Origin of the sequence: Bartonella mastomydis (genome assembly GCF_900185775.1) — a bacterium.
Lineage (GTDB): Bacteria > Pseudomonadota > Alphaproteobacteria > Rhizobiales > Rhizobiaceae > Bartonella > Bartonella elizabethae.
The window spans coordinates 214,066-231,706 of the sequence record NZ_LT883137.1 but is presented as its reverse complement, the minus strand read 5'-3'; the positions used below and the strand labels follow the sequence as shown (position 1 = coordinate 231,706).

Annotated in this window: 14 protein-coding genes and 2 pseudogenes; 12 read left to right on the top strand and 4 right to left on the bottom strand. The window is 42.1% G+C overall.

Annotated elements, in window-relative coordinates; translation table 11 throughout:
- Positions 1-63: 63 nt before the first annotated feature.
- A complete protein-coding gene (locus FJG96_RS01740; RefSeq protein ID WP_005774560.1) occupies positions 64-975 on the top strand; it encodes an RNA polymerase factor sigma-32 in 912 nt (303 codons plus the stop codon).
- 351 nt (positions 976-1,326) lie between these two features.
- Here FJG96_RS01740 and FJG96_RS01735 read toward each other — a convergent pair whose 3' ends face one another.
- Positions 1,327-2,901, bottom strand: a complete 1,575-nt coding sequence (locus tag FJG96_RS01735) for a M48 family metalloprotease (protein WP_139412473.1) — start codon at positions 2,899-2,901, stop codon at positions 1,327-1,329.
- Positions 2,902-3,049: 148 nt separating this feature from the next.
- Here FJG96_RS01735 and FJG96_RS01730 point away from each other — a divergent pair, with 148 nt between their 5' ends.
- The 4 genes from FJG96_RS01730 (at position 3,050) to rimJ (ending at position 7,178) form a co-directional block, all read left to right on the top strand.
- Positions 3,050-3,691: a thiamine diphosphokinase gene (locus FJG96_RS01730; protein WP_139412472.1), complete on the top strand. Its 642-nt coding sequence runs from the start codon at positions 3,050-3,052 to the stop codon at positions 3,689-3,691.
- Between the two features lie 103 nt (positions 3,692-3,794).
- Entirely contained in the window at positions 3,795-4,181 is a 387-nt protein-coding gene (locus FJG96_RS01725) for a glycine zipper domain-containing protein (protein WP_005774563.1), read from the top strand.
- Positions 4,181-6,046, top strand: coding sequence for an ABC-F family ATP-binding cassette domain-containing protein (locus FJG96_RS01720; RefSeq protein ID WP_139412721.1), 1,866 nt, complete (start codon positions 4,181-4,183; stop codon positions 6,044-6,046). Before FJG96_RS01725 ends, FJG96_RS01720 begins: the two co-directional genes overlap by 1 nt.
- 565 nt (positions 6,047-6,611) lie before the next feature.
- Complete coding sequence (gene rimJ, locus FJG96_RS01715; RefSeq protein WP_139412471.1) at positions 6,612-7,178, top strand: ribosomal protein S5-alanine N-acetyltransferase; 567 nt, start codon at positions 6,612-6,614, stop codon at positions 7,176-7,178.
- 611 nt (positions 7,179-7,789) lie between these two features.
- Here the strand turns inward: rimJ and FJG96_RS01710 are convergent.
- Positions 7,790-8,050 carry a DUF2312 domain-containing protein gene (locus tag FJG96_RS01710; RefSeq protein WP_005774567.1) on the bottom strand — a complete coding sequence of 87 codons (261 nt, stop codon included), beginning with the start codon at positions 8,048-8,050 and terminating at the stop codon, positions 7,790-7,792.
- Positions 8,051-8,324: 274 nt separating this feature from the next.
- Here FJG96_RS01710 and FJG96_RS01705 point away from each other — a divergent pair, with 274 nt between their 5' ends.
- The 4 genes and pseudogenes from FJG96_RS01705 to FJG96_RS01690 all read left to right on the top strand — a co-directional run.
- Positions 8,325-8,813, top strand: a complete 489-nt coding sequence (locus FJG96_RS01705; RefSeq protein ID WP_139412470.1) for a DUF1036 domain-containing protein — start codon at positions 8,325-8,327, stop codon at positions 8,811-8,813.
- On the top strand, positions 8,810-10,246 hold the full coding sequence (gene pyk / locus FJG96_RS01700; protein ID WP_139412469.1) for a pyruvate kinase: 1,437 nt from the start codon (positions 8,810-8,812) through the stop codon (positions 10,244-10,246). Before FJG96_RS01705 ends, pyk begins: the two co-directional genes overlap by 4 nt.
- A gap of 57 nt (positions 10,247-10,303) precedes the next feature.
- Positions 10,304-10,592: pseudogene (locus tag FJG96_RS01695) on the top strand (pyruvate kinase alpha/beta domain-containing protein); the annotation flags it as partial.
- 63 nt (positions 10,593-10,655) lie between these two features.
- Positions 10,656-10,939 (top strand): annotated as a pseudogene (locus FJG96_RS01690) (pyruvate kinase alpha/beta domain-containing protein); the annotation flags it as partial.
- Positions 10,940-11,787: 848 nt separating this feature from the next.
- Here the strand turns inward: FJG96_RS01690 and FJG96_RS01685 are convergent.
- Both FJG96_RS01685 and FJG96_RS01680 read right to left on the bottom strand, forming a co-directional pair.
- On the bottom strand, positions 11,788-12,171 hold the full coding sequence (locus FJG96_RS01685; RefSeq protein ID WP_005774572.1) for a cell division protein ZapA: 384 nt from the start codon (positions 12,169-12,171) through the stop codon (positions 11,788-11,790).
- Between the two features lie 28 nt (positions 12,172-12,199).
- Positions 12,200-12,475 carry a DUF4164 domain-containing protein gene (locus tag FJG96_RS01680; RefSeq protein WP_005774573.1) on the bottom strand — a complete coding sequence of 92 codons (276 nt, stop codon included), beginning with the start codon at positions 12,473-12,475 and terminating at the stop codon, positions 12,200-12,202.
- A gap of 336 nt (positions 12,476-12,811) precedes the next feature.
- Here FJG96_RS01680 and tkt point away from each other — a divergent pair, with 336 nt between their 5' ends.
- From tkt to FJG96_RS01665, 3 genes are all read left to right on the top strand, one after another.
- Positions 12,812-14,818 (top strand): transketolase, encoded by a 2,007-nt coding sequence (tkt, locus tag FJG96_RS01675; RefSeq protein WP_139412468.1) that lies wholly within the window; start codon positions 12,812-12,814, stop codon positions 14,816-14,818.
- Positions 14,819-15,022: 204 nt separating this feature from the next.
- The gene (gene gap / locus FJG96_RS01670; RefSeq protein ID WP_139412467.1) at positions 15,023-16,030 is read left to right on the top strand and encodes a type I glyceraldehyde-3-phosphate dehydrogenase; all 1,008 of its coding nucleotides are present in this window, start codon (positions 15,023-15,025) and stop codon (positions 16,028-16,030) included.
- Positions 16,031-16,411: 381 nt separating this feature from the next.
- A complete protein-coding gene (locus FJG96_RS01665; RefSeq protein ID WP_180338234.1) occupies positions 16,412-17,605 on the top strand; it encodes a phosphoglycerate kinase in 1,194 nt (397 codons plus the stop codon).
- Positions 17,606-17,641: the final 36 nt, after the last annotated feature.

The following is a 17,641-nucleotide window of genomic DNA, read 5'->3' as shown; positions in this document are numbered from 1 at the left end:
TAAGAAAGAACAATGATGTCGTTACCAAATCAATTTTGATAATTTTAATCGCAAGGGGTTATTATGGGTAATCTTTCAAATGCTGTTTATAAAAGCAGCAAAAATTATAGCGATGCAGACAAAAGCTTAGGACGTAATATGATGCGTTCTGCTATGCAAGCACCTTATCTTGAACGACAAAAAGAGCATGATTTGGCTCTGCGATGGAAAGATAAACGCGATGATGATGCCATGCATCAAATTGCCGCAGCTCATATGCGTTTGGTGATTGCTATTGCGAACCGCTTTAAACGTTTCAAAATGCCCTTAGGGGATTTGGTACAAGAGGGATATGTGGGACTATTGGAAGCTGCTGCACGTTTTGAACCTGATCGGGAAGTGCGTTTTTCAACTTATGCAACATGGTGGATACGGGCTTCTATTCAAGATTATATTTTGCGAAACTGGTCAATTGTTCGAGGGGGAACCAGTTCTTCGCAAAAAGCACTTTTCTTTAATCTGCGGCGTTTGCGCGCAAAACTGGTGCAAGATGATAGTGCTTTATCAAAACAGGATATTTTTCGCACAATCGCTGAAAAACTTGGTGTTTCCGTACGCGATGTGGAAACAATGGACTTTCGTTTTTCCAGTTCGGATAATTCCTTGAGTGTTTCTGTTTCTGAGAACAGTGATAATCCCATTGCGAAGATGGATGTTTTGGTTGATGAGAGCCCCCTTCCGGATGCTTTAATTGAGCAAGTGATCGATGGTCAACGGCGGACGCAATGGCTTTACGATGCGTTGCAAATTCTCAACGAACGGGAGTTAGAAATTATTCGCTTTCGTCGCTTAAATGAAGAGGGAGCTACTCTAGAAGTTTTGGGTGAAAAATTAGGAATTTCGAAAGAGCGGGTGCGTCAAATTGAAGCACGCGCTTTACAGAAATTACGTTCTGCTCTCCTTACGGTTCATTCAGAAGATGCTTACGATATATAAGCCATGAAAGACTTTGTGAGGGGGTAGCTGCAGGAGGCGTAGGGCATGATGAAGCTGGTTGAGGGATTGCTCGCTTTATCAAGCCATACGCCTCCTTCTGGGGTGCATTGAATCGTCCTTCATGAGCAGAAGAAGATTGGAGGGCGATGTGTGTTTGAGAAGGTTTGTGCAGAAATTGCACTCTATTCTCTTTGACACGTTCATTTAGAATATAAGCCATGGTAGGTTTTTTAGGGGAATAGCTGTCGGGGCGTAGGGCATGGTAGGCTGGTTGCATTTGCCAATAGTCTTGAGGAGGGCGCTATTAAAGACAGACAAAGAATCAAGATTATCGCAGATGAAAAAGAAGAGTTATTCGGTGATAATTTTTACTTTTGTACCAGCGCGTAACGTTTGAGTTGGTGAGAGGGCATTGAGAATCCGAAAGAGTTTTTCTTTGTTTGGTGTGTGTTGTATTTTATTGGCAAGGTTTGCAACATTTTCTCCTTGTTTAACGCGGACAATACTGATCTTTAAGGGTTTTAATTTTTTTAACTCTAAAGTTGAAAGAGTGTGAAAGCTTTGGACCGTTTTTTTGGCAATTTCTGCAAAATTTTGAGAATTATAGGGCGCTGCCGTCAGAAAACGAAAAATATGATTATTAAACAGAATGACAACTACATCAAATTGCCATTGCTCATGAGTTGCACGAGCTTGTGCTGCAAGTAAATTTTGGCTTAAGTGTTCTTGACGCGTGAAGCCTTGAGGAGGGAGCTCTTGAATTGTAAGGGGGCGGATAGATGATGGATCTAACCCGATAATCCATCCGCTTTTCAAATAATCACTTGCAGACATTCCTGCTGGATGGGGAACAGCATCAAAACGAATGGCAATTTTATTGGGGCCGCTGGCCCAAACGGTTTGTGCGGAATGTTCTATTGTAAAATTGTTGGGAACAGAAAAAGCGATGCGCCATTGCGGATGAATAAATTCGTTGCCTCGTACAAACCCTGTGTCAAAGCTTCCTCCAAAAGTCATGCCATCAATGCTTTTGAGAAAAGAATCACGATCTGTCTTTCCACTATTTTGTTGATTGATTTTACGGGCTTTTTCTATCGCAAGCCGAATGCGTTGAGGGGTGGTTGGGTGAGAGGCTAGAAAGTCTAAGGAAGCATTTGGGGTGCCAGAAATATTCTGAAAAGCACCATAGGCTTCCATTGTTTGAAGAAAGCGCGGTGAAGCAAAGGGATCATATCCTGCTTGTTGGAGTATTTCGAGGGCAAGAGAATCAGCTTCTAGCTCTTGATTGCGGGAAAATTGTGCAAGTTGTTGCTTGTTGTGTATGGGATTGTGGTTTTTGCCTATAGAAGAAAAAAGCCGTGGAGACATACGATTTGTCGTCTTTAATTGGGCTTCTTTTTGCAGGCGTAAAATGCCATGATTAGCTCTGATATGGGCCATCTCATGGGCTAAAATGGCGGCGACTTCTGAAGAATCATTGGCAAGTGCCAGCATACCACGGGTGATGTAGATCGAACCATTGGGAAGTGCAAATGCATTGACATTTTCTGAGTTTAAAATTGTGACAGAATAGCTTTGAGAAGAATGGTGGGATGCAAGGGCGAGTTTACGGATAATTTTTGCTAAAAAGCGTTCAAGTTTTGTATCATGATAGGCACCACCATACATTTGCAAAATGCGGGGGTGTTGCAGTGCGCTTAATGTGACATAGATATTATGGTTGTCGGTACGTTTGATTGTTTCAGAAGAACTGGAAGAGAGCTTATCATTTTGAGAAAGGGGGATATGACAGGCTGAAAGGAGAAGCATAAAACTGATGAAAGTTGCTTTATAAGGCAGAGAGCGAAAAAGAAAATTTCGTTGAAAAATGGCGTGTATTGGATCGCGATGCAGGTTATTTCTGCGGTGGAATATGGCAAATTTCATGTGTATCTTTATATCGTGTGTTTTTTTAAGAGAAGCTTTAGGGATTAAGGATTCGTTTGGCTATATTACGGTTATTGTTTATAAAAAAATAGCGCGCATGGATAAAGGGATGCTCGAGATGAAAATTTTGTGAAAGGCGAAATATGGCATGACAACATTTACGATATTGTTAAATGGAGATCTTTTTATCACTGATCGTTTGCTTAATCAAATTCAAAACAGTCGGGTGATTGCTGCAGATGGTGGGATGCGTCATGCGGCAGCGCTTAATGTGATGCCTGAGTTATGGTTGGGGGATTTTGATTCATCTGATCAGACTTTGATCGATGAATATAGCTATGTTCCGCGTGAGGTTTTTCCTTCTGATAAAGATATGACAGATAGTGCTTTGGCTTGTGAAAGAGCGCTCCAAAAGGGGGCTAAAAAACTGATTTTGTGCGGGGCTTTGGGAGGGGAGCGAAGTGATCATAGCCTTTCTCATATGACGCAAGCATTGATGATGGCTGAGAAAGGCATTTCAGTGTTGTTGACAAGCGGTGTGGAAGAAGGTTGGCCGGTTGTACCAAAGCCAAAACTTGTGTCATATGATTTGCCTGAAGGATGTTTGTTTAGTCTTATTGGTTTTTCTGACTTACAAGGCTTAACGCTTGAAGGGGCAAAATGGCCAATTTGTGATAAAAATGTGTCATTTGGCTCTTCTTTAACACTTTCTAACCGTATTTGTGGAACCTTTTCTTGCCATTTAGGTTCTGGAAAAGCTATATTGTTAGCGTCTGTGCCTATTCCGTAAAGCTCTTCCAATATATTTTGAATAAGGCAGGGGGGGGCTGAGTGATTAAGTGCCGACATAACTGATATATTATGTATTGATCTTGAGAAGGAAAGGTTTTGCTATGTTAAAATCAATTTTAAAAGTAGCCGTCGTTTCTGCGATTGGTTTCAGTTCGGTGGCTTGTACGACAACTGATGAACGCGTTGCGCGTTACGGTGTAGGGGGAGCAGCAATCGGTGCCTTGGCTGGAACAGCTATTGCTGGAAGTACGCCTGGAGCAGCGCTTACTGGTGCGGCATTTGGTGCTTTGGCTGGAACAGTAACGGGTGAGGCTGTAAATCAAAGAAGACAACAAAGACAAGCTTCACAATTGTGCACATATCGCTCTCGCAGAGGACATGTTTACCAAGCACCTTGTGCGCAAAGAGTCCCAGTACGTCAATTATGTACCTATCGTGATGCAAGAGGGGTGATGTATCAAGCACCTTGTCCGCGCCGCGTTCGTTAATGGCGGTGCCATTGCTGCGGCTTGACCGCATTTTCTTAACCTTTGGGATAACGCCTTTGCTCAACCAAGCCTGTTTATCGGTTGAGCAGGGAGCGCGTATTGCGTTGGTAGGCCGTAATGGTTGTGGAAAATCGACCCTGTTAAAAATTGCCGCAGGAATATTAGAACCTCATGGTGGCGAAATTTTTCGCCACCCTCGCGTAACACTTCGTTATGTCGCTCAAAATCCGGATTGTTCAGGTTTTGCCGATATTAACGCTTATATGGAAGCAGGATTGGATCAGACATCTGATGTTCAGTGGATCAATATGCTTCGCACAAATTTAGGGTTTTCGGGCGCGGAAAAATTAGAAACGCTTTCAGGTGGTGAAAAGAGGCGTGTTTCATTGTTACGGGCCATTGCAGCAAAACCCGATATTTTGTTCTTAGATGAACCAACCAATCATCTTGATTTACCCACCATTGAATGGTTGGAAGGCGTGTTGTCTTCTTTGCGTTCAGCGATTGTGGTGATTTCCCATGATCGACGATTTTTGGAAAATGTTACGCGTTCAACGGTATGGCTTGATCGTGGGACAACGAAAAGACTGGAAAAGCGTTTTTCAGAATTTGAGAGTTGGCGCGATAAAGCGCTGGAAGAAGAAGCACTCGAGCAGCATAAATTGGGGCGTCAAATTGTCCGTGAAGAGCAATGGTTGCGTTATGGTGTGAGCGCACGCCGTAAGCGTAATGTACGGCGCTTGAGCGAATTAAAAAACTTAAGACAGCGTCATCAAACCTATCAGGGGCAGCCTGGAAGTGCACTGTTGAGCGCTGCCAAAAGTCATGATTCTGGTCAATTGGTGCTCGAAGCAAAAAAAATTTCAAAATCCTATGGGGATCGCGTTATCGTGAAAGATTTCTCTTTACGCATTCAGCGGGGGGATCGAATTGGTTTGGTAGGACCTAATGGCATCGGAAAGACAACGCTCCTTTCCACATTAATTGGGCAAGAAGCCGTGGATAGCGGGACGGTGAGGCATGGTTATAACCTCTCTATGGCATTGCTTGATCAGCAACGTATTCTCAATGAAGAAGAAACTTTGGCACACTATTTAACGGGGGGAAGGGGCGATACCCTCGTGATCAATGGACAAGAACGGCATGTGGTTTCTTATATGAAAGACTTTTTATTTTTGCCGGAACAAGCGCGCACCCCCCTTAAAGAATTTTCCGGAGGAGAAAGAGCACGTCTCATGCTTGCGCGCCTTCTTTCGCGTCCGGCAAACTTTTTAATTCTTGATGAACCAACCAATGATTTGGATATGGAAACTTTGGATTTGTTACAAGAATTTATTGCTGATTTTGCGGGAACGGTGTTGTTGGTTAGCCATGACAGAGATTTTTTAGATCGTACTGTAACGCATATGTTGGCACCGGAGGGCGATGGTCATTGGATTTTATATGCGGGCGGCTATAGTGATATGATGGCGCAAAATAAACAGGCTCTCCGTTTACAACGCAAAGAAGTAGAATTATCGCACCGTAAAGCATCTGCAAAATCTTGCGCAGGAGGGGGCGGAAAAAGTGCTTCATCAAAAGATTCTAGCTTGAATAGTGCGGGAGAGAAAAAAACACGAAGAAAATTGTCCTATAAGCAGGTTTATGCATTGGAAAAATTGCCTGAAGAAATCGCTGTTTTGCAAAATGAAATAAAAAAAATTGAACAAGAGCTCTCTGACCCAACTCTTTATCGCAGTGATAAAGAACGTTTTGAGCTTTTATCAACAGCATTGGAAAAAAAGAAAATGTCTTGCACACAAAAGCAAGAAGAATGGCTAGAACTTGAAATTTTACGCGAAGAAATAGAAGCCTATTCACAGTAATATCTCTCATCATCTCTCAGCATTTTAAGATATTCCTATTGTCTCATTGCTTTTTGTAGAAGCGCTTGGACATATTGAAGAATGACCACAGTGCCTTATGAGTTCATAAAGAGCCGATTGTAGAAACATACTTTTGATAGCGGTCCAAAGTCATAGGGCTGGTTAATGGGATTTTGAAGTAAGCTTGACTGTTTATATTTGGCTTTTTTGCACAATTCTTGATAAAGAGATCTTGATAAAGAAAAAATTATTGGTGTGGTGCGTTTTTCAAAATGACCTGTATGCAAGCAGGGCAGCACCCTCACACATTTTGCCAGTTCCCAATGTTGCTATCACCCGTGGCGCTTGAGCGCATTGATAAAAAGCATTCTCTTGTTTTTGTCTTATACCTTAAACATACCAATCCTGTTTATGAAGGAACAAGCAAATGAGCCTCATTGATTCTCATGTGAGAAGCGTTGTGATGCGAAAAGCGTAAGGTATTCGATGTTACGGGTTAAGTTTAAAAATGATGATATGTCAGGACAAATCAACGTGTTATTGTAGCATTTCCTAGGAGGAGAAAATGACGGTAATTAAAACAAAGCGAACAATTTCCACATTGATTGGTTTAGAAGATGCCGCTGAACTGTCTGCTTATTACTTGCGGAATGCGAATCATCTGCGCCCTTTTGAACCGTTGAGATCTGATGATTACCACACCCGAACCACTTGGGAAGCACGCGCCAAAGCATTTGCTGATGAAAGCGCACAAGGGCAAGCCTATCGATATGCCGTACGACTCAAAAATGAAAACACAATCATCGGTGTTGTAAACTTCACAAATGTGGTTCGGGGTGTTTTTCAAGCCTGTCATCTTGGTTTTTCTCTTGATGAGAAACAACAAGGCAAAGGTCTTATGTTTGAGAGTTTATCGGCTCTTATACGCCATATCTTTCAAGTCTATCACCTGCATAGAGTGATGGCAAATTATAGACCTGAGAACATAAAAAGCGAACTTTTATTAAAGCGCCTTCATTTTGAAAAAGAAGGCTATGCCAAAGATTATTTGATGATTTCTGGAAAATGGAGAGATCATATTCTAACCTCTCGAATCAATGATCTTTATGAGCCCGTCAATAGATTTGAATAAAAGATTTTAATAAAGCTAGGGCCTTTTTACCAGATGTCTAAATATGCCGAATTTTTCACGATCTTAATAAGAGGAAGATCCTTAAATCTCTCTTCTGTAAACAATTCAGACCTTATGTTTAGCGAATTTCAGCTTCTGACCTCTTTAAATGTTTTTTTATCCTAGATAATCAATTGATTGATCATCATTATTCATTGTTTTGCAATTTGAATAAAAGTCTTCAATAGCGCAAGATTTTCTCTATTTTACACCTGTTTTTAGATTGAAGGACTCAAAAGCGCTTTGCTGGCATGTATGAGTGGGGTTGGCTTACAAGGGAGATCCGTATAGATAATAAATACCCTCCCTATGGATACAAACGCTCTTGTGGATAAAAATAATTGAAGAATAAGACGTAAAAATGCGCCTTCATGAATCCTTTCACCTTGCATGAATTCTTTCAAATGTGAGGGCTGTTACAATGTTACGCATCCTGTGAAGTCGTCTCATCACAGGTTACATAAATTTTTTGTTATTTTTCATAAACTGCTCATGGTTGGCAGAATTTTTGTGCATTCACGCGTTTTTTCATTTTTCATTTTCTTAAAAAATTTCCAATGTTATCAATGTTGTTAATTCATCCCAAGTGCATTTTTATAAAGTTCAATGATCGCTTCTTCTTCCATTCGTTCGTGCTCTTCTTTTTTACGCAACCGTATAATGCTTCGAACAGCTTTGCTATCAAAACCAGAGCCTTTAAGTTCCGTGTAGACGTCTTTAATATCATCGGAAATGGTTTTTTTTTCTTCTTCTAGTCGTTCAATCCGTTCGATAAAAGAACGTAATTGGTTGACGGATATAGCGTGTGTTTGATCGGTTACTGTATCATTCATTGTATTTTCTCCAAGTTATATGTTGTACGTTATTTTTTCGATGACCAATTTATGTTGGAGAAGCTTGAAAAATAAAAAATCAATCAAGTCCCACAGTTTTTTTACAAATTGACTTTAAATATTTTGTAAAGTTTTTAAGATATATGCATTGATAAAAGGGCTATAAAAAGAAAAATATAAAAATATATGTTTTAGATTTGAAAGGCTTTTGAAAAAACAATTGAAAAAAAGATGTATGATTTGTTTTGAGAATTGACATTATAGAGGAAGTTTTGTGATTTTGAAGAAACAATATTGGGCATTTCAGAAAAGATTAGAGGTTTTTCTCTTGAGCATTTTGCTCTACTTTCCCCTTGTTGTTTGTGCAAAGGCTGACTTTAGGGTGTGTAATACAACCCAACAGTCTGTCGGGGTTGCTCTTGGATATCGTACGTTTTCAGGGTGGGTGAGCGAAGGCTGGTGGGTGGTTCCCGTGACAGAATGTAAAACTTTAATCGAAGGACCTCTTGCTTCGCGGTTTTATTATTTTTATGCAGAAGGAGCACAAAAAAAAGGAAGCTGGGCAGGCTCTGTCACCATGTGTGTGCAAGATAGCCAATTTACCATTCAAGGGGTTCATGATTGTTTCCCTCGAGGATATCAAAAGGCTGAGTTTAAGGAAATCGATACTGGGAATCAAACCAGTTGGATGGTACAGTTGACAGATGATTCTTTGTTCAACAATTCAGTGGCCTCTTCTCTTTCAGGAAATTCTCCACCGTGAAACGGGCTCGTAAAGTAAAAATTATTGCGACTCTTGGTCCTTCTTCTTTTTCTCGTGTCATGATTGAGAAGCTTTTTAGGGCAGGGGCAGATGTTTTTCGCCTTAATATGAGTCATACGGATCGTGACACACTGGGCGATTTGGTCAAGTCGATACGGGAGGTTGAAAAAACGGTTCGCCGACCCATTGGTATTTTAGTAGATCTTCAGGGACCAAAATTGCGTATTGGTTGTTTTGACAAAGGTCAAGAAGATTTGCGTGTTGGGCAAAGCTTCACATTAGATCATCGCGATGTGGCTGGCGATACACAGCGTGTTTTTTTCCCTCATGAGGATGTCTTTCCAGCACTTAAACCAGGGGATCGCTTGTTAATTGATGATGGAAAGTTGGAACTGCGCGCTGAAGTGTGTGATGATCATTTTGTTCAGTGTCGTGTGGTTGCTGGAACCCGTATTTCTGATCGAAAAGGTGTGAGTTTTCCGGATACAATTTTGCCTTTTGATTCGATGACCTCAAAAGATAAGGCTGATCTTCAGGCGCTGTTGCAGCTGCCTGTTGATTGGGTTGCTCTTTCTTTTATCCAGCGTCCAGAAGATATTATAGCGGTGCGCAGGTTAACAAAAAACAAGGTGTCTTTGATGGCTAAAATCGAAAAGCCTCAAGCTGTGGGGCATATAGAAAAGATTATTGAAGTCTCTGATGGTATTATGATTGCACGCGGAGATCTCGGGGTGGAAATGCCTCTGGAAAGGGTTCCAGCACTTCAGATGGAGTTGATCAAAGCGTGCCGTTTAGCAGGAAAACCGGTGGTGGTGGCGACACAAATGCTCGAATCAATGATCACATCTCCTGTGCCAACGCGGGCAGAAGTATCTGATGTGGCTACAGCGGTTTATGCTGGAACAGATGCGGTGATGTTGTCGGCTGAATCTGCTTCTGGTCGTTATCCAGAAGAAGCGGTGCTTATGATGGATAAAATCGCGCGACAAATTGAACAAGATCATACTTATGCTGCTCAGGTTGGAGCACAACATCCTGCACCGGAAACGACAGGGACGGATGCGATTTCTCTTGCAGCGCGTCAGATTGCTGAAACACTTTCACTCTCCGCGATTGTTGCCTATACGGCTTCAGGAACAACGGGGGTGCGCGCTTCTCGTGAGCGTCCTAATAGACCGATTATTGCTTTATCGCCCATTGTAGAAACAGCACGACGTTTGGCACTCGTTTGGGGGCTTCATTGTGTGGTCACTGCAGATGCAAAGAATTTAGAGGATATGGTTGATCGTGCAGCTACCATTGCCTTTCAGGAAGGTTTTTGCCAAGGGGGAGATCGTTTCCTTGTGACAGCCGGTGTTCCCCTTGGAACGCCTGGCGCAACAAACCTTTTGCGTATTGCTTCTGTTTCTCAAGATGGAACGAAGGGGATTTGATCCGTTTACGCATGGTGTTTTTTTACGCGCCTTTGAATGGGCTTTAAGAACAAACGAGTGCGCGCTTCTCGTGAGCGTTCTAATAGACCGATTATTGCTTTATCGCCCATTGTAGAAACAGCACGACGTTTGGCACTCGTTTGGGGGCTTCATTGTGTGGTCACTGCAGATGCAAAGAATTTAGAGGATATGGTTGATCGTGCAGCAGCCTTTGCCTTTCAGGAGGGTTTTTGCCAAGGGGGAGATCGTTTCCTTGTGATAAGCTGGTGTTCCCCTTGGAACGCCTAGCGCAACAAACCTTTTGCGTATTGCTTCTGTTTCTCAAGATGGAACGAAGGGGATTTGATCCGTTTATGCATGTGTTTTTTTCATGCGCCTTTGAATGGGCTTTAAGAACAAACGAGAGTGCGCTTCTCGTGAGCGTCCTAATAGACCGATTATTGTTTTGATCTTCCATTGTGGAAACAGCACGACGTTTGGTACTCGTTTGGGGGCTTCATTGTGTGGTCATTGCAGATGCAAAGAATTTAGAGGATATGGTTGATCGTGCAGCAGCCTTTGCCTTTCAGGAGGGTTTTTGCCAAGGGGGAGATCGTTTCCTTGTGATAAGCTGGTGTTCCCCTTGGAACATCTAGCGCAACAAACCTTTTGCGTATTGCTTCTGTTTCTCAAGATGGAACGAAGGGGATTTGATCCGTTTACGCATGGTGTTTTTTTCATGCGCCTTTAAACAGGCTTTAGGAACAATGGGTGCGCGCTTCTCGTGAGCGTTCTAATAGACCGATTATTGTTTTGATCTTCCATTGTGGAAATAGTATGGTCGTATGGGGTTTGGGTATTAGGTTTTGGGGTTGGGATGCGGTGATGTTGTAGTTTTATCGTTCGTTTTGAAGATGGTGTGCCTATGGTGAGAAGAATTCTTTTGTATCATCTTTTTAGATATGTTTCAGATCATTTTATTGATCTCTTATAAGCGAGAGCTTCATTGATCATGAAAATGCATTCTTTTGCTGTTTAAATGAGAACTTTAAAATTTTTCTCACTTTAAGCTTTTGTGAATGGATGAAACTTTTGCAAGCAGAATTGAATAAAATTATGTGTCCTCAAAAATCATGAAGGTCAGGCATGAAAATAAAGTGATGGGTGAATGTCTTTTAAAAAATAGGCTGTTTATGTGTCGTTTTTATGTAAAAGCAGTTGGCTTTATGCATTATGATTTTTTTACAATGGGGTTGTTTTGGGGGGGTGGTTTTGGGGGGGGCGTTTGTTTTGGTCGTTTGTTGTGCAAGATATTTCATTGGAAACGCAGTGGTATAAGGCTGCTTCTTTGGTCTATGAAGTGTTTATGTGTCAGTGAAATATTTAAGTTTTTTTTGATCAGACTTTAAGTCAATTCCATGAGAGCCATGCGTGATCAGTTATTGGAATCCTCTTATATAAAAAATCGAACTATTTATGTGTGTGTATTTTTTAGAGTTTTGTGCCTTTTGAGGCGCGGAAAGTAAGTTAAATCGGCTTGCTTTTTCCGTGATGACGCGGGTTTAAAAGTCTTCCTGTTCTTGTTCTTGAATGTTTTTGCTGTTTTGATCATCTTTGAGCAATTGGTTGGTGAGTTTTTCAATGCGGTGTGTGGTGTCACGCATAATTCTTCCCATGGCGCGCTCCTTTTCATTGTGGAGTCGTAAAAGAGCATCGTAGCTTTCTTGTAATTTTTTATTTTCTCGTTTTATTTCTTCCATTTCATCGATAATCATGATGCCCGCCATGACCGATAAACGATGGTCGCCAATTTCTCCAAAATTTTTCTTTAAATGGGAAATATATTGATCCAATTGTGCTGCAAGCGCAATAAGATGGCTTTCTTGTCCTTTATTACAAGCCATACGATAATTCTTACCATCAATGGTAACGGAAACTGTTTCCATACATTCAAACCTTTATTTATCCAAACCTTTATCTATCAATGACGACACGAATCGTTTCCATTGCTTTAATCAGACGTTTGGAAACTTCTTTGTTAACAGATTCTAAGCGTTCAATTTGAGCTTCAGCTTTGTCAAGCGCTTGGGCAAGATGGCTGCGGTCAGCATTCATTCGTTGAATTTCTTCTTCCCATTCGTTATTTTTATCAATAACGGCGTTGCGGTTTATTATGGTGATCTCTAAGGTTCTAAGTGCTTTTTCTAGGTGCTCTAGAGCATCTTGCAGAACCGTAGTCTCTTGGTTCATTGCTTTTGTCCTTTGGGTAATTGTATCCTTTATCAATGCGTTATGCAAAAACGAATCACTTACATTCTCATAGTGTGTCTCTTTTATTTTTAAGTATGTAGGATATTTTAGCAAGCAAAGCAGGGGTGAGATATAAATTAAAAGCTGGATTTTTTGCGCGTATTGGCATAAATGACATGGGTATACAGGATGCGTGAGGGGAATGTGTTACTAATGTTATGGAAGTGATGACAAAAAGTCTCACGCTTATGGTTAAAAAAAGTATTTCTTAAGGAACTTTAAGAGAATACGGAAAAAGCAACAGTATAACGTAATTAACGAAATGGTCGATCATTCATGACAAACACCCACCAACAGAATCAGATGGCCAATGCTATCCGTTTTCTTGCTATTGATGCGATTGAAAAAGCCAATTCTGGTCATCCCGGCTTGCCAATGGGAGCCGCTGATATTGCAACGGTTCTTTATACGCAATTCCTTGCTCATGACCCCAAAAATCCTCGTTGGCCTAATCGTGATCGTTTTGTCTTATCAGCAGGACATGGATCTATGTTGCTTTATGCTTTGCTGTATCTTTCTGGTTATGAAGATATCTCACTTGAGGATCTCAAAAGTTTTCGCCAATTAGGGGCGAAGCTTGCAGGCCATCCAGAATATGGGCATGCAGCAGGAATTGAAACAACTACTGGACCTCTCGGACAAGGGTTGGCGAATGCCGTGGGAATGGCTCTTGCAGAACGGTTGCAAAATGCTCGTTTTGGTGATCTTATCAACCATTACACTTATGCATTGGTGGGGGATGGATGCCTGATGGAAGGCATTTCGCAAGAAGCACTTTCCTTGGCTGGGCATTTGAAACTTAATAAGCTTATCGTATTGTGGGACGATAATAATATTTCTATCGATGGAGAAATTTCCCTTGCGGATAGTACAGATCAAATCGCCCGTTTTAAAGCATCCGGTTGGAATACACTCAAAGTGAATGGGCATGATCAAGCCGCCATTGCGCAAGCTATTGAAGCAGCACGCAAGAGTGATAAGCCAACGTTGATTGCCTGTAAAACAACAATAGGCTTTGGAGCGCCTAATAAAGCGGGAAGCAATAAAGTTCATGGATCCCCTTTAGGTGTGCGAGAAATTGCTGAGACCCGTATCGCCTTAGGGTGGGAGGCAGAGCCTTTTGTTATTCCAGCCGATATTCTCGATAATTGGCGCTTGGCAGGGCTTAATGCTGCTAAAAAGCGACAAAAGTGGGAAGAAAAATTGGCCGATCTTCCTGTCTCAGAACGGCTGGAATTTGAAAGGTTGATGCGTGGTGATCTCGTGGGGGGATTTGATGGCGCTGTGGATGCTTATAAACAGAAACTTGTTGAAGAGTCTCCTGTTGTTGCGACGCGTAAAGCTTCGGAAATGGCTTTGGAAGTGATCAATGAGGTCGTTCATGAGACCATTGGTGGTTCTGCTGATTTGACCGGATCTAATAATACAAAAAGCAGCCAAATGAAAAGTATTACGGCAGATGATTTTTCAGGGCGCTATCTCCATTATGGTATTCGTGAACATGCCATGGGCGCTATCATGAATGGGCTCGCTCTCCATGGAGGTTTTATTCCTTATGGGGGAACATTTTTATGCTTTTCTGACTATATGCGTCCTGCCATGCGTTTGTCTTCTCTTATGGGGTTGCGGGTGGTTTATGTCATGACCCATGATTCTATTGGGCTTGGGGAAGATGGTCCGACCCATCAACCCGTGGAACATTTGGCTTGCTTGCGCGCCATGCCTAATCATCTGGTGTTCCGCCCCGCTGATGCTATGGAAACCGTTGAGTGTTGGCAATTGGCTTTGAAAGCACGCGGGACACCTTCAACTCTAGCTTTGAGCCGACAAAATCTACCGCTGTTGCGTCAAGAGTATGAAGAAGAAAATCTGTGTACGCTTGGGGCTTATGAATTGTTAACAGCCAGTGATGAGGCGAAAGTGACATTGTTTGCTTCTGGTTCAGAATTGCAGATTGCGGTCAAAGCACGTGAAGCCTTAGAAGAAAAAGGCATCCCAACCCGTGTGGTTTCTGTGCCTTGTTTTGAACTCTTTTCTCAACAGTCTTGCTCCTATCAACGGGCTCTCATTGGTGATGCGCCGATTAAAATCGCGATTGAAGCTGCTGTTGCTCAAGGATGGGACCGTTTTATTGGCTGTGATGGTGTGTTTATTGGTATGGAGAGCTTTGGGGCAAGTGGAACAATTGATGACCTTTATACACATTTTGGTCTTACTTTTGAAAATGTTGTTGCGACTGTTGAAAGAGAGCTGGAAAAGATCGAAGAGGAAAAGACAAAGTGACAGCTTGTATTGTCATGCGTGGGGGTGTCTGTAAGGTATCACACTCTGTACAGTGTTGTGGATAGTGTTGTGCATTATTGTGGATAAGTGATTGATTGATCGAGATATTGACGTCTTGTGAATTCATAGTTTGGGATTGGAAAATGCCCATTTGTTGTGTTTTAAATGTTATGCTTTTAAAAATTAGATGAGGAAACATGTGAAATGACAGTTCGTGTTGCAATTAATGGGTTTGGTCGTATTGGACGCAATATTTTACGAGCACTTATGGAAAGTGGACGAAAAGATATTGAAGTGGTCGCAATTAATGATTTGGGATCGGTGGAAACAAATGCCCATTTATTGCGCTATGATTCAGTTCATGGGCGTTTTCCGAGGGACGTTAAGGTGGTGGGTGATGCCATTGATGTGGGGGCTGGTTTAATAAAGGTCTGCGCAGAGCGTGATCCTGCACAATTGCCTTGGAAAGATTTGGATATCGATATCGCGTTGGAATGTACGGGTATTTTTACTGCGCGTGATAAAGCAAAGGCGCATTTAGATGCGGGGGCAAAGCGTGTTCTGGTTTCCGCTCCCTCAGAGGGTGCAGATCTTACGGTCGTCTATGGGGTTAATCATCAGTCTTTAAGCAGTGAGCATCGCATTGTTTCAAATGCTTCTTGTACAACCAATTGTTTGGCGCCTGTTGCACAAGTTTTGCATAACACGGTGGGTATTGAAAAGGGCTTTATGACAACAATCCATTCTTATACGGGAGATCAACCTGTGTTGGATACCATGCATCGTGATCTTTATCGTGCGCGTGCGGCTGCTCTTTCGATGATTCCGACCTCAACAGGAGCGGCAAAAGCTGTGGGATTGGTCCTGCCAGAACTAAAGGGATTGCTTGATGGAGTGTCCATTCGTGTTCCAACCCCTAATGTTTCTGTGGTTGATTTGACATTTAATGCTAAGCGTTCCACAACAATTGAAGAAATTAATACGGCTATTGCGACAGCTGCACGAGGTCCTCTCAAGGGAATTTTGGATACGACAGAAGAAAAGCTTGTGAGTTGTGATTTTAATCATAATCCGCATTCAGCGATTTTTCACAATGATCAAACTAAAGTGATTGATGGTAAGCTTTGTCGTGTTCTCGTCTGGTATGACAATGAATGGGGCTTTTCTAACCGTATGAGTGATACGGCTGTGGCTTTTGCCAAGACAATATAGACACCATAAGAAGGACCTTAGGGTCCTCTTTTTATAGGAAAAAGTTTTATAAGAAAAAGCCTCGTTTTTGTACAAATTAAGACGCATTCTTTTGGGAAAGTCGAGAGAAGTTATTGTTTTTATGCGCTAGAGAGAAGATGCTGTTGAAAGATTGATGGCGTTTTTTGATACGAGGCGATATCTGCTTTTAAAAGCTGCGTGAAAGAGTGAACTTTGAGAAACATCTGATACGGGATAACTTTTGAGAAACCGTCAGAAAACGAAAGAGGTAAACTCTTTTGTATAAAAGTAAAAAGCGTTTTAGTGGAAATGAAATTAAGCAGGTTTGTTCGATGCATCTTTATTTGAAACAATGGAATGGAAAGTGAAGAGGAAGCAGTGATGGGGTTTCGTACGCTTGATGATGTTGATGTTTTGGGCAAACGTGTCCTTGTGCGCGTGGATTTTAATGTTCCTATGGCACAGGGAAAAGTTTGTGATGAGACGCGTCTTCAACGACATAAAGAAACACTCGTTGAGCTGCAAAAGCGGGGAGCTAAGCTTATTCTGCTTTCTCATTGTGGTCGCCCCAAAGGAAAGGTCGAGTCAGAATTTTCACTCCGCCCTGTTGTGCCAGTGCTGGAAAAGATCATAAAACAGCCGGTTGCTTTTGTTCCTGACTGTATTGGCTCAGTGGTGCAGGTCGCGGTGGAGGCATTGCAAAACGGAGGTGTTATCCTGCTCGAAAATGTTCGTTTTTATGCCGGTGAGGAAAAGAATGATTGTTCTTTTGCAGAAGCTTTGGCTCATAATGGGGATCTTTATGTCAATGATGCTTTTTCGGTTTCTCATCGTGCTCATGCTTCAGTGGAGGGAATAACCCATTTGTTGCCTTCTTATGCAGGGCGATCGCTGCAAGGGGAATTGCAGGCGTTAGAAAAAGGGCTTGGAAATCCAACGCATCCTGTAGTCGCACTGGTGGGAGGGGCAAAAGTTTCCAGTAAGCTTTTTGTTCTCAATCATTTGGTGGAAAAAGTCGACTCCTTAGTTATTGGGGGTGGAATGGCCAATAGTTTTTTAGCTGCGCAAGGTATTCATGTGGGGAAGTCACTGTGTGAACACGAATTGATGGAAACGGTCAAAAAAATCATTAAAAAAGCGCAAGAATGTCACTGTAAACTTCTACTCCCTGTGGATGCTATCGTTGGATTTCGCTTTGAAAAAAATGCGCCGCATCGTCTCTATGATATTGGTGATATTCCTGAAGATGGCATGATATTGGATATTGGGACGCGCTCTATTGTTCATATCAAGAGCGCCATAGATGAGGCTGCAACCCTTGTGTGGAATGGACCCCTTGGTGTTTTTGAGATGCCTCCCTTTGATAAAGGAACAATTGCTGTTGCACGACATGCCGCAGAACGCAGTTTGACGGGCAAGTTGGTTTCAATTGCGGGAGGAGGTGATACGGTTTTTGCCCTTAATCATGCGGGGGTTGCCAATGATTTTACTTATCTCTCAACTGCAGGAGGGGCTTTTTTGGAATGGATGGAAGGGAAGGTTCTTCCCGGAGTTCTTGCCCTTATGCAGGATTAAAGGGATTACTTGAAAAGCAGTTTTAAAACTGTGTGT

Bases quoted from the DNA above. Each gene is read 5' to 3' on its own strand.
- FJG96_RS01740 (WP_005774560.1), top strand. From the start codon at position 64: ATGGGTAATCTTTCAAATGCTGTTTATAAAAGCAGCAAAAATTATAGC.
- FJG96_RS01735 (WP_139412473.1), bottom strand. From the start codon at position 2,901: ATGAAATTTGCCATATTCCACCGCAGAAATAACCTGCATCGCGATCCA.
- FJG96_RS01730 (WP_139412472.1), top strand. From the start codon at position 3,050: ATGACAACATTTACGATATTGTTAAATGGAGATCTTTTTATCACTGAT.
- FJG96_RS01725 (WP_005774563.1), top strand. From the start codon at position 3,795: ATGTTAAAATCAATTTTAAAAGTAGCCGTCGTTTCTGCGATTGGTTTC.
- FJG96_RS01720 (WP_139412721.1), top strand. From the start codon at position 4,181: ATGGCGGTGCCATTGCTGCGGCTTGACCGCATTTTCTTAACCTTTGGG.
- rimJ (WP_139412471.1), top strand. From the start codon at position 6,612: ATGACGGTAATTAAAACAAAGCGAACAATTTCCACATTGATTGGTTTA.
- FJG96_RS01710 (WP_005774567.1), bottom strand. From the start codon at position 8,050: ATGAATGATACAGTAACCGATCAAACACACGCTATATCCGTCAACCAA.
- FJG96_RS01685 (WP_005774572.1), bottom strand. From the start codon at position 12,171: ATGGAAACAGTTTCCGTTACCATTGATGGTAAGAATTATCGTATGGCT.
- FJG96_RS01680 (WP_005774573.1), bottom strand. From the start codon at position 12,475: ATGAACCAAGAGACTACGGTTCTGCAAGATGCTCTAGAGCACCTAGAA.
- tkt (WP_139412468.1), top strand. From the start codon at position 12,812: ATGACAAACACCCACCAACAGAATCAGATGGCCAATGCTATCCGTTTT.
- gap (WP_139412467.1), top strand. From the start codon at position 15,023: ATGACAGTTCGTGTTGCAATTAATGGGTTTGGTCGTATTGGACGCAAT.
- FJG96_RS01665 (WP_180338234.1), top strand. From the start codon at position 16,412: ATGGGGTTTCGTACGCTTGATGATGTTGATGTTTTGGGCAAACGTGTC.